A 15,491-nucleotide genomic window follows, 5' to 3' on the forward strand; every position below is an offset into this window, starting at 1 on the left:
GCCGCGTTAGGCCGGGCTGCCCCGGCCGGCGGCAACCTCGCCTCTCGGCACGCGAAAATCAAGCGCTACAAAGGCTTGAGCGATATCCCGGAACTTAAAGCTAAATCGCAGGGCATTGAAGCGGAGCTTTAGATCGTCACCTGCGTTCCGACCTCGACCACCCGCCCGCTCGGGATCTGGAAATAGTCGGTGGCATCGTTCGCCGAGCGGCTGAGCGAGATGAACAGGCGGTCCTGCCAGCGCGGCATGCCCGAATGGGCGGCGGGCTTCAGCGCCCGGCGCGACAGGAAGAACGAGGTCGACATGATGTCGAACTGCCAGCCGAGCTTGCGGGCGATCGCCAGCGCCTTGGGCACGTTGGGCGATTCCATGAAGCCGAACTTCAGCGTCACCTTGGAGAAGGTCGGGCTGACCTGCTCCAGCTTGACGCGCTCGGACGGATCGATGCGCGGGGTCGTTGCGGTCTCGATGGTGAGAATGACATTCTTCTCATGCAGCACTTTGTAGTGCTTCAGACTATGCATGAGCGCGGTCGGCGCGCTCAGCGGGTCGGAGGTGAGGAACACGGCCGTTCCGGGCACCCGCTGCGGCGGCCGCTTCTCCAGCATCGCCACGAGGTCGGCGAGCGGGAACTCGAGCTTGCGCGACTTTTCGAACAAGAGCCGGCTGCCGCGTCGCCACGTGTACATCAGGAGGATCATGAGCGCGCCGAGCGCCAGCGGCACCCAGCCGCCCTCGAACACCTTGAGCAGGTTCGCCGCCAGGAAGGTCAAGTCGAGGCAGAGGAACGGAGCGATCAGAGCCGCAGCAGCAAGCGGCGACCACCTCCAGGCCTTCCAGATCACGACAAAGCCCATCATGCCCGTGACCACCATCGTGCCGGTGACGGCGATGCCGTAAGCCGACGCCAGAGCGCTGGAAGAACGGAACAAGAGCACCATCAGGATCACGGCAACCAGCAGCAGCTGGTTGATGCGCGGGATGAAGATCTGGCCGGAATGGGCCTCGGAGGTATGGCGAATTTCAAATCGCGGCAGCAGCCCGAGCTGGATCGCCTGGCGCGTCAGCGAATAGGCGCCGGTGATGACGGCCTGGCTGGCGATCACGGTGGCCAAAGTGGCGAGCACGACCATGCTGCCGCGGAGCCAGCCTTGCGGAAACAACTGGAAGAACGGGCTCACGATCGCGCCGGGGTCGTCCAGGACGAGAGCTCCCTGCCCCAGATAGTTCAGCGCCAGCGACGGCAGCACGATGAACAGCCAGGCGGTCTGGATCGGCCGCTTGCCGAAATGGCCTAGGTCGGCATAGAGCGCCTCGGCGCCGGTGACCGCCAGGAACACCGCGCCCAGCGTGACGAACCCGATGATGCCGTGGTGGAGCATGAAGGACACCGCGTAGAGCGGGTTCAGCGCGAACAGCACCTGCGGCTGCCGGAGAATCGGACCGATCGCCGCCACCGCGATCACCGCGAACCAGACGCACATCACAGGACCGAAGAATGCCGCGACGCGGGCCGTGCCGCGCGATTGCACGGCGAACAGGCAGACCAGGATCACCACGGTCAACGGGACGATGTAAGGCTCGAACGTCAGCGTGACGTCCTTCATGCCTTCGATGGCTGACAGCACGGAGACGGCCGGCGTGATCACGGCATCGCCGTAGAACAGCGCACCGGAAATGATGCCGAGCAGGACGATGGTCGCCCCGCCCGTGCCGACCGCGCGCTGGGCCAGCGCCATCAAGGCGAGCGTGCCGCCCTCGCCGTTGTTGTCGGCGCGGAGCAGGATCACGACGTATTTCAGCGTCACCACGATGACGAGCGCCCACAGGATCAGCGAGACCACCCCCAGCACAGCGACCGTCGTGGGCACGCCCTCCGCGCCCGACGCCGCCGTGACCGCCTCGCGGAACGCGTAAAGCGGGCTGGTGCCGATATCGCCGTAGACGACGCCGATGCTGCCAAGCGTCAGCGCGCCGAAGCCGGCGGTGGTGTGGGCATCGCCATGCCCATTGGCCGCCACCGTTTCCGGGGCGGGAACTGCGACTTCACTGGTCATGGGAGAGACTGTTGGCCTCTAAAAATGCTTCACTGCACAATGGCGGCAGAGAGCGCGCGGCTTATAGTCCTGCGCTACCGGCATAGCCTAGCGCGATTTTGGGCCCTTGCCATGCAAAAATCGCATAAGTCCGCCAATTTCGTCAAATAGTGACTTGGGTGCCAACTTCAACCACCCGTCCGGTCGGAATCTGGAAGTAATCTGTGGCATCGTTGGCGGACCGGCTGAGCGCGATGAACATGTGATCCTGCCACAGCGGCATGCCCGACTGTGCCGAGGCCTTCAGCGAGCGGCGCGACACGAAGAACGACGTCGACATGATGTCGAACTGCCAGCCCTGCTTGCGCGCAATCGCCAGCGCCTTGGGCACGTTCGGCTGTTCCATGAAGCCGAAGCGCAGCCGCACCTTGGAGAACTTATCGCTGATCTTCTCCATCCGGAACCGCTCCGAGAGATCGACCCGCGGCGTGTGCGCGGTCTCGATCGTCAGGATCACGTTGTGCTCGTGCAGCACCTTGTTGTGCTTGAGATTGTGCAAGAGCGCGGTCGGCACGAAGGCGGGATCGCTGGTGAGGAACACCGCAGTGCCCTTGACGATGTGCGGCGGCCGCTTCTCCAGGCTCCGGATCAAATCGTCCAGCGGCACCTCGATGCGGCGGGTCTTCTGGAGCAGAATTCCCGTGCCCCGCCGCCAGGTCCAGATCGTCGCGGCCATGCAGGCGCCGAACAACAGCGGCACCCAGGCGCCTTCGAGCAGCTTGAGCAGATTGGCGCCAAAGAAGGTCATGTCGACTACGACGAAGGGCAGGATCACTGCCGCTGCGGTCGCGGCGCGCCAGTTCCACAGCTTCCAGATCACGACGAAGCCCATGATGCCGTCGGCGACCATGGTGGTGGACACCGCGATGCCATAAGCCGAGGCCAGCCCGCCGGGGGTGCGGAACAGCAGCACCAGCAGCATCACACCGATCAGCAGCAGCCGGTTCACGCGCGGCAGATAGATCTGGCCGGCGTGAGACTCGGAGGTGTAGCGGACCGCGAAGCGCGGCAAGAGGCCAAGCTGTACTGCCTGATAGACCAGCGAATAGGCGCCGGTGATCACGGCCTGGCTCGCGATCACGGTCGCCACGGTCGCAAGTCCGACCAGCGGCAGCACCAGATGCTCGGGCACCATGCGATAGAAGGAATGTTCGATCGCGCTGGGATCGGACAGCACCAGTGCACCCTGTCCGAAATAGTTGATCAGCAACGCGGGCAGCACGAAGAACAGCCAGGCCGACTGGATCGGCTTGCGGCCGAAATGGCCGAGATCGGCATAGAGCGCCTCGCCACCGGTGACCGCGAGAAATACCGCGCCGAGGGTCACAAGCCCGATCGTGCCGTGCGTCAGCAGGAATTGCAGCGCGTAATAGGGATTGATCGCCGCCAGCACCGACGGATCGTCGGCGATGTGAACGAGGCCCATCACCGCGAGGCAGGTGAACCAGACCACCATGACCGGCCCGAAGGCGGAGGCAACCAGCGCGGTGCCCTTGCTCTGGACTGCGAACAGCACCACGAGGATGAAGACGGTGAGCGGCACGACATAGTGCTCGAAAGCCGGCGTCGCGAGCTTCAGACCGTCGACCGCCGACAGTACCGAAATCGCCGGCGTAATCATGGAATCGCCGATGAACATGGAGGCGCCGACGACGCCGAGCGCGAGCAGGAACCAGCTTCGACGCCCGAGCGCACGCTGGCCGAGCGCCATCAGCGAAAGCGTGCCGCCCTCCCCGTTGTTGTCGGCGCGCAGCAGCAGCAGGACATATTTGGCGGTAACGACGATCAGCAGCGCCCACAGGATCAGCGAGAGCACGCCGAGCACGATGACCCGCGAGACCGGCTCGCCATGGGCCGCGCCCCTGACCGCCTCATGGAATGCGTAGAGCGGCGAGGTGCCGATATCGCCGAAGACGACGCCGATGCTTCCGAGCGTCAGGGCCCAAAAGCCCGCATGGGCCGTGGTCTCTTGGCCTTCGGTCGTGGTGATGCTCGCCGTCATAGGGGTGGAAAACGCTTCTTCCCTGAAATTGATCCGGCGCCTTTTGACGCTTCCTGCGCGCCTGTCAATCGCCCCAGCATAGCAGGCGCCGGCGCGGATGCTCTGACGGAGCAGCCACGGTCATCGCCGCGCGACGACATGCCTCAGGTAAAATGGTAACGCAAGGAATTTAGGGCTTCAGGTTCGGCGGCAGCGGCGGATCTTCGCGCATCAGGGTGATGGTCACGCGGCGATTGGCGGCCAGCGAGGGATCGTCGGGAAACAGCGGCTGGCTGTCCGCCTTGCCGGACACGGCGAAGATGTGCGAGGGCGGCAGCCCCTCACGCTCGAGGATCTGGCGCACCGCATTGGCACGGTCGGCCGAGAGGTCGAAGGCGCCGTAGTCGCTGCGGCTCGGCACGAAGCCTGCGGCGGTATGGCCGACGATGGAGACGCGCAGCGGCGTCGCCTTGAGCGGGACCGCCAGCTTCTCGATCAGGCGTCGGGTGCGGTCATAAGGCACCTTCGAGCCGTCGGCAAACATCGAGCGGCCGTCCTGGTCGACGATCTCGAGATTGAGACCCTGCTTGGTCTCCTCGAACATGATGTGCTTGGACATCTCGGTGAGTTCGGGCAGGTCCTGAAGCGCCTGGCGGAGCGAGGCCGCGGCAAGCGCGAAGTCGCGATCGACCTTGATCTTCGCGCCCGAAGTGCGGTCGCGATCCTGCTGATCCGGGGTCGGCGTGTTGGAGGCGTCCTCGGGCTGGATGTGATCGACGTTCTTCAGCTTGGGACGCGTGGGCAGGCCGTCGGATTCGATGATGCCGGCATAGCGCGCCTCGCTCTGGATGCCGAAGGCGTCGCGCATGGAGCCTGCGACGATCTTGAGCTTGTTGGCGTCTTGCGTGGAGAACGCGACGAGCATCACGAAGAAGCTCATCATCAGGCCCATCAGGTCGGCGAAAGTCACGAACCAGCCGTGACCGCCTCCATGTGCATCGCCGCGCTTCTTCTTGGCCATGTCCTAAACCCGGCGTGGCTGATCAGGCCGGCACTGGCTCGCCCTCAGCATGGCGATGCTTCTCCGGCAGGTAAGCCAGCAGCATTTCGCGCACCAGGGTCGGGCTCTTGGAGTCGCGGATCATCAGGATGCCGTCGATGATCAGCGTGCGGTTAGTCTCCTCGTCGAGCAGCTTGCCGTGCAGCTTGTCGGCGATCGGCAGACAGAACAGGTTCGCAACCAGCGCCCCGTAGAGCGTGGCCAGCAGCGCGGTCGCCATGAACGGGCCGAGCTTGGAGGGGTCGGTCATGTTGGCGAACATCTGCACCATGCCGATCAGGGTGCCGATCATGCCGAAGGCCGGGGCGCAGTCGCCGATGGCGCGATAGATCTTGCTGCCCTCGTCCAGATGCATGAGGAAATTGTCACGATCGCGCTCGAGATTGTCGCGGATGAAGTCGAGGTCGTAGCCGTCGGCGACGTAGCGGATGCCCTTGGCGAGGAACGGCTCGTCGGTCTCGACCTTTTCCAGACCCACCGGACCCTGCTTGCGGGCGATCTCGGCGATGCGGGCGAGCTCGTCGACGAGATCGTGCGCCGACAGCCGGCTCATGGTGAAGGCGAACTTGGCGCCGAGCGGGAGGCCGTGCACCAGCGCGCTGAGCGGAAAGCGGATCATGGTGGCGGAGATCGAGCCGCCGAAGATGATGATCATCGCATGTTCGGAGATGAACATGTGGAGATCGCCACCCATGATCATCATGACGGCGATGACAGCGAAACCCGCCGCAAGCCCAACGCCCGTCATGATATCCATGGGAGACTCCAACCCGCACGCCACACACCGGCCGTCATGGCCGGCGGCGCAGCCCAACCCCGAACCGCGTTGGAGGAACCCTAAAGAGCTGCCATTAAAGACGCGTAAAGGTTAAGTGCGGCCTGCCTCGATCCGGCCACATCGCCGGGCTCATCGCGCGGGCGAATTGCCGCAAGGCCATTCCGATCGCAAGACTTTGCTAACCATAGTCGGCTGGCCTGGGGCAAAACCCGTCAAGTTAAGGCTTAGCGCGCGCAGGCGCACGCCTCTGTGTGCGGCGCTGCGCCACGCCTCGCGAGCGGCGCGAACTCTCCCCGGCAGGGCCTCGTTTTGTTATCCTGACAGCGTGGCTGCGATGCGACCGTTGATCCTCATGTGGACGTTGAAAGGGACAGGATGTCTGCCTCCAGTCCAGATTGGTTCACGCGACACGCTCCCTCGCTGGAGCCGTTCGGAACGTTGGCGCTGTTCGGCCTCCTCACCATCGCCCCCGCTATCCTAACGCTGCGCACGGTTGAGCCGGAACTCGTTCTCCCCGCGTTCAGCGTCCTGCTCCTCGCGGAAGCCGCCGTCACCGGCATCGTTGCGCATATGATGCACGTTCCGGAGAATGCGGCGGATATAACGTTGTGGGATTTCGCCGGCGCACTCACTCTGATCGGCTGCGCGGCTGCGATATTCGGCGAGCCCGATCAAGCCGCCCTGTTCCTTGAGGAACAGGCCGAGCTGCGTTCGGTCTCACGACCCTAGTCGATCGTTACCAGGCCGGGCCCCTCTGGCAGCCTACGGGCTGCGATGTCGGACTGGAGTCAGGCGGGTGGCCCATGTCCGAACTCCTCAACATCGATGCCCTCACCGCACTCCTTCAGGTCGTTGTCATCGATCTTGTACTCGCCGGAGATAACGCCATCGTCATCGGCCTTGCTGCGGCCGGCCTGTCAGATACCCAACGAGGCAAAGCCATTCTGATCGGCGTCCTGGCCGCGACCGTGCTTCGCATTCTGTTTGCGGTATTGACCACACAGATCATGCAGATCGTCGGCCTTCTCCTGGCAGGCGGCATCCTGCTGTTGTGGGTGTGCTGGAAAATGTGGCGCGAGCTGCGCACGTCGTCGAGCGATGAAGACGCCAACACCACCGAGGTCGACACAAAACGCGAGCCGGGAAAGACACTTTTCCAGGCCATATCGCAGATAGTCGTCGCGGACGTCTCAATGTCGCTCGACAACGTTCTGGCTGTCGCCGGCGCGGCGCGCGAGCAGCCTGTGATTCTGATCTTCGGGCTGACCCTCTCCATTGCGATGATGGGTGCAGCCGCCTCACTCATCGCAAGGCTGCTGCAGCATCAACGCTGGATCGCCTATGTTGGCCTGCTCGTGATTGTCTATGTCGCGGTCGATATGATTTTTCGTGGGGTCGCCGACATCGTGGAGGTCGCCGCAAGCCTGACGCCTGTCGCGACCGGAGGAGTTGCGCGTAACTCGCTCCGCCCGCGCTGCTTCCGAACGATATTGCGGCGAACGTGAAGGCGATCGGCCGAGGCTATCAGTGAATCTCCGCCGAGCGCTTCAGCGCGGCCTTCAGCTTCTCCAGCGAGAAGTCGGGGCTGCGCGCGATCTCCAGGATCGGAGTCTCGCGGCGGCCGCACAGCTCCGCGGCTTCGGGGAGCTTGGCGGCGACGTCGAGCGGGATCACGATCGCGCCGTGCTGGTCGGCGTGGATGAGATCATCCGACTTCACGGTCATGCCGGCGACCCGCACCTCGCCGCCAAAACTTTCCGCATGCACCCAGGCATGTGACGGGCCGATCGAGCCGGCGAGCGCCTGGAAGCCCGGCGCCCATTGCGGGATATCACGGATCGAGCCATCGGTGACGACGCCGAGGCAGCCGAGCGCCTTGTGCACGTTACTTTGCACCTCGCCCCAGAACGCGCCGTAGCCGACGTCCGCGCCGTCGATGTCCTGGATCACGGCGATGCGCGGCCCGTGGCCGGTGCCGACATATTCGTAATAGTCGATGCGGCGCTTGGCCTGCTCTTCCGCGGGAAGCGAGGATTTCAGCACCGAGCGGATCGTCACCGTACGCGCGTAGCCGACGATCGGCGGCAGATCAGGGAACGGGCAGACCAGCGGCTTGGTGGTGAAGCCGATCAGCCGCCGCTCGGGGGCCACGATCTCCATGGCGTTGCAGATCGTCGGCGTGTCGTAGCGGCCGAGCGCTTCGAGGACGGATGCAGGCAGCGGCCCGGTTGCGGATGTCGTCACGGCGTTCTCTCCCCTGTTGGCCACGGCTGTTTCGCATGCGCCGCGGACCCAAGGCGATATAGCCGAGATCGGGAGTCAACCCAACGCGCGCGCCTTCATGGCAGATATCCGCGAGCGCCGTCTAATGCAGCCGCTCGGGCCGGTCGTCGTGCGGGGGTTCCGGCAGGTTCGGCGACAGCGTCGGCGCGGCACCCGGCGGCGTGACGCCGACCGGTCCCGGTGACGCAGCGGCGTACGCACGCGCCTGCTTCTGATACGACCTCCAGCCCAATGGCAGGGCCAGGAGATAGAGCACCGAGCCAGCCAGCAGGATGTACCAGGGATAGCTGATCAGGAGCGCGATGAAGAAGATCACGCCGACGAACAACGGCAGCACCAGCTCCGGCGGCACACGCATGCGCACCGTCTTGCCGGAGAACACGGGCAGCCGCGACACCATCAGGAAGGCGATCAGCAGCGTGTAGCCGGCCGTCACCGGCGCGGGCCAGCGCCCAAGATCCAGGAACGCCGCATAGATCGGCAGCAGCACCGTGATCGCACCGGCAGGCGCCGGAATGCCGGTGAAGTAATTCGAGGCAAACGGCGGCTTGTTGGGATCGTCCATGGTGGCGTTGAAGCGCGCGAGCCGCAAGCCGCCGGAGATCGCGAACACCATGGCCGCGATCCAGCCTGCGTTGCGCAGCTCGTGAAGCTGCCAGAAATACAGCATCAGGCCGGGCGCCACGCCGAAATTGACGAAGTCGGCGAGGCTGTCGAGCTCGGCGCCGAATTTCGACTGGCCCTTGATCATCCGCGCGATGCGGCCGTCGATGCCGTCGAGGGCCGCGGCGAACACGATCGCATAGACCGCAAGCGTCATCCGCCCTTCGATCGACAGCCGGATCGAGGTCAATCCGGCGCAGATCGCCAGCAGTGTAATGACGTTGGGCACCAGCATCCGCACCGGAATCGGGCGGAACCGCCGGCGGCGCACGTCGGGATTCTTGAAGTCGTAGGGCGTCATGGCTTTGACCTCGCTTCCCCGAGATATAGCAAGCCGCCCCGCCTCCCGCCAATGCGCCCGCGGGACCTTTCGCCGCTGTAATAGTTAATTGGCGCGGTAGGACCGGCCGGTGTCGTCAGCGACAATATCGGCCAAAACCGTCTCGCCGGCGATCGCGGTCTGGCCTTCCGAGACCAGCGCCCGGGTGCCGAGCGGCAGATAGACGTCGAGTCGCGAGCCAAAGCGGATCAGACCGAACCGCTCGCCGGCGCCGATCGACTGGCCCTCCTTGACGAAGCACACGATGCGCTTGGCGATGAGGCCGGCGATCTGGACGACGCCGATCCGCCCTTGCGCCGAGGAGATCACCAGCGAGTTGCGCTCATTGTCCTCGCTCGCCTTGTCGAGCTCGGCATTGATGAACAGGCCGGGCCGGTAGGCGATGCGGTCGATGCGGCCTGCGATCGGGGCACGATTCACGTGGCAGTTGAACACGCTCATGAAGATCGAGACCCGCGGCAGCGGCCGGTCGCCGAGCCCGAGCTCAGCCGGCGGCAGCGCCATCGTGATCATCGAGACCCGCCCATCGGCCGGCGATACCACGAGCCCCTCGCGCACCGGCGTCACCCTGACGGGGTCGCGGAAGAACAGCGCACACCACACCGTGAGCACGGTGCCGATCCACCCCAGGGGCGACCAGAGCCAGAACAGGAGGAGGCTCACCAGCGCGAAGATGCCGATGAAGGGATAGCCTTCCTTGTGGATCGGCGGGATCTGCCGTTGGATCGAATCGAGAATGGACATCGCTATCTGCCGCCTGGGGTTGCTGGCGCGCGGTCATCTCGCGCGCGGGAGAGGTTTAGGCCAGAGTTGGGACCATAGACAAGGTCACTCGGCGGCCGCCGGCGTCGTGAGGACGTCATCGACCGGCGGCGGCTCGCGGTTCGGTGCCTCGCTGGACTCGGCGATCTTGGCGAGCTTTTCGCGTGCGGCCTCCGCCTCGCGCTGCCTGTTCCACATGCTGGCATAGAGCCCGCCGAACGCCAGCAGGCTGGCATGCGTCCCCCGCTCCGCGATGCGGCCCTGGTCGAGCACGATGATCTCGTCGGCGCCGACAATGGTCGAAAGCCGGTGCGCGATCACCAGCGAGGTGCGATTTTTCGAGACGCGGTCGAGCGCGCCCTGGATCTCGTGCTCGGTGTGGCTGTCGAGCGCCGAGGTCGCCTCGTCCAGCACCAGGATCGGCGGTGCCTTCAGCACGGTGCGCGCGATCGCCACGCGCTGCTTCTCGCCGCCGGAAAGCTTCAGGCCGCGCTCGCCGACCTGGGTCTCATAGCCCTTCGGCGCCATGCGGATGAAATTGTCGATCTGCGCGAGCCGCGCCGCCTGCTCCACGTCCGCATCGCTCGCATCCCACCGGCCGTAGCGGATGTTGTAGCGGATGGTGTCGTTGAACAGCACGGTGTCCTGCGGCACCATGCCGATGGAGGCGCGCAGCGAGCCCTGGGTGACATCGCGGATGTCCTGGCCGTCGATCAGGATCTTGCCGCCGGAGACGTCGTAGAGGCGGAACAGGAGCCGCGAGATCGTCGACTTGCCGGCGCCAGACGGCCCCACGATCGCAACCGTCTTCCCGGCCGGCACCTCGAAGCTGATGCCTTTGAGGATCGGCCGCGCCGTCTCATAGGCAAAACGCACGTCCTCGAAGCGCACGGCGCCTGCGGACACCACCAGCGGCTTGGCGTCCGGGGCGTCCTTGATCTCGGCCTCCCGCGACAGCACGTTGAACATCTTCTCGATGTCGATGATCGCCTGCTTGATCTCGCGATAGACCATGCCCATGAAGTTCAGGGGCTGGTAGAGCTGGATCATCATGGCGTTGACCAGCACGAAATCGCCGACCGTGTTGCGCCCGCTTCGTACGCCGATCGCGCACATCAGCATGGTTGCCGTAAGTCCCATGGTGAAGATCACGGCCTGGCCGGTGTTGAGCACCGCGAGCGAGGTGTAGGTCTTGACGCTCGCCTCCTCGTAGCGCTCGACCGAACGGTCATAGCGCTGCGCCTCGCGCGCCTCGGCGCCGAAATATTTCACGGTCTCGTAGTTGAGCAGCGAGTCGATCGCCTTGGTGTTCGCCTCGGTGTCGGAATCGTTCATCTTGCGGCGGATGCCGATCCGCCATTCGGTGGCGATGTAGGTGTAGTACATGTAGATCACGACGGTGATCAGGGTCGCGACCACGTAGCGCCAGTCGAACTGCCAGAACAGCACGGCCATCAAGAGCGACACCTCGACGATGGTCGGGATGAGCTGCAGGATCACCATGCGCACGATGACCTCGATGCCCTCGCGGCCGCGCTCGAGTACGCGCGTCAAGCCGCCGGTCTTGCGCTCGAGGTGAAAGCGCAGCGACAATTCGTGCATGTGGATGAAGGTGATGGTGGCGAGCTTACGCACCGCGTGCATGGCGACGCGGGCGAAGATGCCGTCGCGCCACTGCGTCAGCACCGCCATCAAGATACGCGTCGCGCCGTAGCTTGCGGTGAGGACCAGCGGCGAAGCGATCACCCAGAGGTGCCAGTTGGAGGCTTCCACCGGCGCCGTGTTCGCGCCGGTCAGCGCATCGGTCGCCCATTTGAAGGTGAAGGGCACCGATAGCGTGATGAGCTTGGCGATGAGCAGCAGCACCATCGACCAGACCACGCGCATCTTCAGGTCGATGCGGTCGCTCGGCCAGATATAGGGCCACAGATGCGCCAGCGTTCCAGCCAGGGTCGCCCGCTCCGCGGAGCTGCGCGCGGCATCAGGGACGTCGCCGCCGGCAGGGGACGAATGAGGGTGAGCCATAGACAACCTTGGAAGACCCGCCGGATGCGAGCCCGTTTGCGATTAACCGATTTCGCCCTCATATAGAGGCTTCGGGCCAGCCGCGCACCCCACCAGACGGCTATTCTCGATTGTTTGTCGTGATTTACCGGTAGAGTCCCGGGGGCTTGCGAATCACCGATTGGACTTGACGCCCTTTCGCTGCAATGCATCATGGGTTCAATGAGCACTCTAAAAACCGTCTGTGTCTATTGCGGCTCCGGCCCAGGAACCAATCCCCGTTTCATCGAAGGCGCCAAGGCGCTCGGCAAGGCGCTCGCGGAGAGCAACGTCCGCCTCGTCTATGGCGGCGGCGCGCTCGGCATGATGGGCGCAGTCGCAACCTCCGTGCTCGACCACGGCGGCACCGTCACCGGCATCATCCCTGACTTCCTGCGGATGCGCGAGAATGCGCTGACCCGCGTGCAGGAGATGGTCGTCACGCCCGACATGCACGAGCGCAAGCGGCTGATGTTTGAACGCTCCGACGCCTTCGTGGCGCTGCCCGGCGGCATCGGCACGCTGGAGGAGTTGGTCGAGCAACTCACCTGGAAGCAGCTCGGCCGTCACGCCAAGCCCGTGCTGCTCGCCAATATCGACAATTTCTGGGAGCCACTGTTCTCGCTCTTGTCGCACATGCGCCAGACGGAATTCATCCGCGCCGGTTTCAACGTCGACATCCTCATGGCCGACAAGGTCGAGGATATCCTGCCGAAACTGAAGGCGGCTGCCGCGCAGGTGGCCGAGGCGGAGAAGAACCTCGCGCCGGAAGTTGCGCGGAAGCTGTAGAGCATGATCCGGAAAAGTGTGAAGCGGTTTTCCGAAAAGATCATGCTCAAACGATAATCTTATTCGCTCGGAAACGTCACCGCCTCGATGCGATTGCCGTCGGGATCGGTAACGAAGGCCGCGTAATAGCGCACGCGGTCATGCGGGCGGAGGCCCGGCGCACCGTCGGAAGCGCCGCCCGCCGCAAGCGCTGCGGTGTGAAACGCATCGATTTCGACAGTCGACTTCGCCCGCAGGCAGATGTGGACGCCACTCTCCCGTGCTACGGGCGGCATGCCGGCGCGCAAATTGATCCAGAATTCCGGATAGGCCTTGCCGAAACCGACCGTCCCCGGCCGCGTCACGAGCCGCGTGAGCCCGAGGGTGCCAAGTGTCGCCTCATAGAATTTTGCGGAGCGATCGAGATCGCTGACGCCGACGGAGATGTGGTCGATCATGTCTTCGTCCCCTCCTCACCTCCGCTGTCATCGCCCGGCTCGACCGGGCGATCCAGTATTCCGAGACGCCCGAGAGCTACTGAGAAGCCGCGGCGTACTGGATACCCCGCTTTCGCGGGGTATGACGGCCGTCGCGGGTCTTACGCCGGCGCGCCTGACTTCACGAGCTTGTAGATCACCGAATCCATCAGCGCCTGGAACGAGGCGTCGATGATGTTGGGCGACACGCCGACCGTGGTCCAGCTGTCGCCGTTCTCGTCCTCGCTCTCGATCAGAACGCGCGTGACCGCGCCGGTGCCGCCGTTGAGGATACGCACGCGGTAGTCGATCAGCCTCAACCCTTCGATGTATTTCTGGTACTTGCCGAGGTCCTTGCGCAGCGCGACGTCGAGCGCGTTGACGGGGCCGTTGCCTTCCGCCGCCGAGATCAGGCGCTCGCCGGCGACGTCGACTTTCACCACGGCGAGCGCAACGGTGACGCGCTCACCAAGCGCGTTGTAGCGCTGCTCGACATTGACGTCGAACTGCTCGACCTCGAAATAGTGCGGCACCTTGCCGAGCGTGCGGCGCGCCAGCAGCTCGAACGAGGCGTTGGCGGATTCATAGGCGTAGCCCTGCGCCTCGCGCTCCTTCAGCTCCTCGACCAGCCGCGTCAGTTTCGGATCGCTTTTCTCGTAGGCAATCCCGGCGCGATCGAGCTCGGCGATGACGTTGGAGCGCCCGGCCTGGTCGGAGACCAGCACCTTGCGATGATTGCCGACGGCCTCCGGCGCCACATGCTCATAGGTCTGCGGATCCTTCAGCACGGCGGAGGCGTGAATGCCGGTCTTGGTGACGAAGGCGCTCTCGCCGACATAAGGCGCGTGCCGGTTCGGCGCGCGGTTGAGCATGTCGTCGAGCGTGCGCGAAACCTTGACGAGGCTTGCCAGCTTCTCGCCGGTCACGCCGATCTCGAAGACATCGGCAAACTCCTTCTTCAACCTCAAGGTCGGGATCAGCGAACAGAGATTGGCGTTGCCGCAGCGCTCGCCAAGTCCGTTGAGCGTGCCCTGGATCTGGCGCGCGCCAGCGCGCACGGCTGCGAGCGAGTTCGCCACCGCCTGCTCGGTATCGTTATGGGCATGGATGCCGACGTGATCGCCGGGGATGTGCTTGATCACCTCGGTGACGATGCTTTCGACCTCGTGCGGCATGGTGCCGCCATTGGTGTCACACAGCACCACCCAGCGCGCGCCGGCCTCATAGGCTGCCTTCGCGCAGGCGAGCGCGAAATCCGCATCCTCCTTGTAGCCGTCGAAGAAATGCTCGCAATCGAGCATCACCTCGCGACCGGCCTTCTTGGCGGCGCTGACGCTGTCGCGGATCGAGGCGAGGTTTTCTTCTTTCGTCGTCTCGAGCGCGACGCGCACCTGATAGGCGGAGGATTTTGCGACGAAGCAGATCGCGTCCGCCTTCGCTTCCAGCAGCGCGGCGACGCCGGGGTCGTTCGACACCGATCGCCCCGCCCTCCGCGTCATGCCGAAGGCGGTGAAGCGCGCCTGCGCGAACTTCGGCTTCTCGGCGAAGAATTCCGTATCTTGCGGATTGGCGCCGGGATAGCCGCCCTCGACATAGTCGATGCCGAGCTCGTCCAGCATCTGCGCGATGACCTGCTTGTCGGCAAGCGTGAAATCGACACCGTTGGTCTGCGCGCCATCACGCAGCGTGGTATCGAACAGATAGAGGCGCTCCTTGCTCATTGCGGCGCTCCGAGCGTCTTCTTCATGGTGGTGTTGGCGAGCCATTCGTCGTTGATCGTCACGCTGTTACGCTGCTGGGCGGTATAGCCGCGCTTGGCGAAGAAGCCCTGCGCGGTGTCGCTGGCATCGACCGTCAGGCTCGTGGCGCCGCGGCCGCCGGAAAGCTTCTCCAGCGCATCGACCAGCAGGGTCGCGATGCCCTGGCCGCTCACCGCCGGATGCACATAGAGCATACTGATGTGATCGTTGCCCCGCAGCGAGGCAAAGCCGACCGGCGATCCATCGAGCGTTGCGACCAGCGTCAGGTCGGAGGCGAGCCGGCGGCCGAACTCGTCCTCCTCCGCAGCCGCCATCCAGGCTTCCTGCTGCGCCTCGCTGTAGTCGTCGCCGGTCAGCTCCTCGATCGCGGATGCGAAGATCGCGGCAACGACCGGGACGTCGGCCGGCAGGAACGGCCGCAGCGCGGGCTTCGGCAAAGTCTGTCCCATGATCGTCACCACATTCCGTACAGTTTCAGCGC

General features: G+C 64.6%; 14 protein-coding genes. 3 read left to right on the forward strand and 11 right to left on the reverse strand.

The genetic code is table 11. The features are described from left to right. Nucleotides 1–128: 128 nt before the first annotated feature. The 4 genes from Q2941_RS05240 to Q2941_RS05255 all read right to left on the reverse strand — a co-directional run bounded on the left by Q2941_RS05240 (nucleotide 129) and on the right by Q2941_RS05255 (nucleotide 5,894). On the reverse strand, nucleotides 129–2,057 hold the full coding sequence (locus Q2941_RS05240; protein ID WP_027523660.1) for a potassium transporter Kup: 1,929 nt from the start codon (nucleotides 2,055–2,057) through the stop codon (nucleotides 129–131). Nucleotides 2,058–2,199: 142 nt separating this feature from the next. Next, entirely contained in the window at nucleotides 2,200–4,098 is a 1,899-nt protein-coding gene (locus Q2941_RS05245; RefSeq protein ID WP_458191839.1) for a potassium transporter Kup, read from the reverse strand. A gap of 169 nt (nucleotides 4,099–4,267) precedes the next feature. Next, nucleotides 4,268–5,098, reverse strand: coding sequence for an OmpA/MotB family protein (locus Q2941_RS05250; RefSeq protein WP_027523658.1), 831 nt, complete (start codon nucleotides 5,096–5,098; stop codon nucleotides 4,268–4,270). Nucleotides 5,099–5,120: 22 nt separating this feature from the next. Continuing rightward, nucleotides 5,121–5,894 carry a motility protein A gene (locus tag Q2941_RS05255; protein ID WP_027523657.1) on the reverse strand — a complete coding sequence of 258 codons (774 nt, stop codon included), beginning with the start codon at nucleotides 5,892–5,894 and terminating at the stop codon, nucleotides 5,121–5,123. A gap of 459 nt (nucleotides 5,895–6,353) precedes the next feature. Here Q2941_RS05255 and Q2941_RS05260 point away from each other — a divergent pair, with 459 nt between their 5' ends. Beyond that, on the forward strand, nucleotides 6,354–6,644 hold the full coding sequence (locus Q2941_RS05260) for a hypothetical protein (RefSeq protein WP_458191840.1): 291 nt from the start codon (nucleotides 6,354–6,356) through the stop codon (nucleotides 6,642–6,644). A gap of 74 nt (nucleotides 6,645–6,718) precedes the next feature. Further along, nucleotides 6,719–7,420, forward strand: coding sequence for a TerC family protein (locus Q2941_RS05265; RefSeq protein ID WP_254112918.1), 702 nt, complete (start codon nucleotides 6,719–6,721; stop codon nucleotides 7,418–7,420). A gap of 19 nt (nucleotides 7,421–7,439) precedes the next feature. Here Q2941_RS05265 and Q2941_RS05270 read toward each other — a convergent pair whose 3' ends face one another. From Q2941_RS05270 to Q2941_RS05285, 4 genes are all read right to left on the reverse strand, one after another. Beyond that, a complete protein-coding gene (locus Q2941_RS05270; protein ID WP_027523655.1) occupies nucleotides 7,440–8,159 on the reverse strand; it encodes an RraA family protein in 720 nt (239 codons plus the stop codon). A gap of 121 nt (nucleotides 8,160–8,280) precedes the next feature. Beyond that, nucleotides 8,281–9,162, reverse strand: coding sequence for a CDP-alcohol phosphatidyltransferase family protein (locus Q2941_RS05275; protein WP_458191841.1), 882 nt, complete (start codon nucleotides 9,160–9,162; stop codon nucleotides 8,281–8,283). Between the two features lie 84 nt (nucleotides 9,163–9,246). After that, nucleotides 9,247–9,951, reverse strand: a complete 705-nt coding sequence (locus Q2941_RS05280; protein WP_256375280.1) for a phosphatidylserine decarboxylase — start codon at nucleotides 9,949–9,951, stop codon at nucleotides 9,247–9,249. A 78-nt stretch (nucleotides 9,952–10,029) separates the two neighbouring features. Next, a complete protein-coding gene (locus Q2941_RS05285) occupies nucleotides 10,030–11,988 on the reverse strand; it encodes an ABCB family ABC transporter ATP-binding protein/permease (RefSeq protein WP_027523652.1) in 1,959 nt (652 codons plus the stop codon). 201 nt (nucleotides 11,989–12,189) lie between these two features. Here Q2941_RS05285 and Q2941_RS05290 point away from each other — a divergent pair, with 201 nt between their 5' ends. Beyond that, on the forward strand, nucleotides 12,190–12,795 hold the full coding sequence (locus Q2941_RS05290) for an LOG family protein (protein ID WP_027523651.1): 606 nt from the start codon (nucleotides 12,190–12,192) through the stop codon (nucleotides 12,793–12,795). A gap of 59 nt (nucleotides 12,796–12,854) precedes the next feature. On the opposite strand, the gene Q2941_RS05295 is transcribed toward Q2941_RS05290, so the two are convergent. The 3 genes from Q2941_RS05295 to Q2941_RS05305 form a co-directional block, all read right to left on the reverse strand. Continuing rightward, nucleotides 12,855–13,232 carry a VOC family protein gene (locus Q2941_RS05295; protein WP_254112922.1) on the reverse strand — a complete coding sequence of 126 codons (378 nt, stop codon included), beginning with the start codon at nucleotides 13,230–13,232 and terminating at the stop codon, nucleotides 12,855–12,857. A gap of 140 nt (nucleotides 13,233–13,372) precedes the next feature. After that, the gene (cimA, locus tag Q2941_RS05300) at nucleotides 13,373–14,971 is read right to left on the reverse strand and encodes a citramalate synthase (protein ID WP_458191842.1); all 1,599 of its coding nucleotides are present in this window, start codon (nucleotides 14,969–14,971) and stop codon (nucleotides 13,373–13,375) included. Then, nucleotides 14,968–15,459 (reverse strand): GNAT family N-acetyltransferase, encoded by a 492-nt coding sequence (locus Q2941_RS05305; RefSeq protein WP_027523648.1) that lies wholly within the window; start codon nucleotides 15,457–15,459, stop codon nucleotides 14,968–14,970. The genes cimA and Q2941_RS05305 overlap by 4 nt, the downstream gene beginning before the upstream one ends. Nucleotides 15,460–15,491 lie beyond the last annotated feature (32 nt).

Source organism: Bradyrhizobium sp. UFLA05-153 (assembly GCF_054185185.1).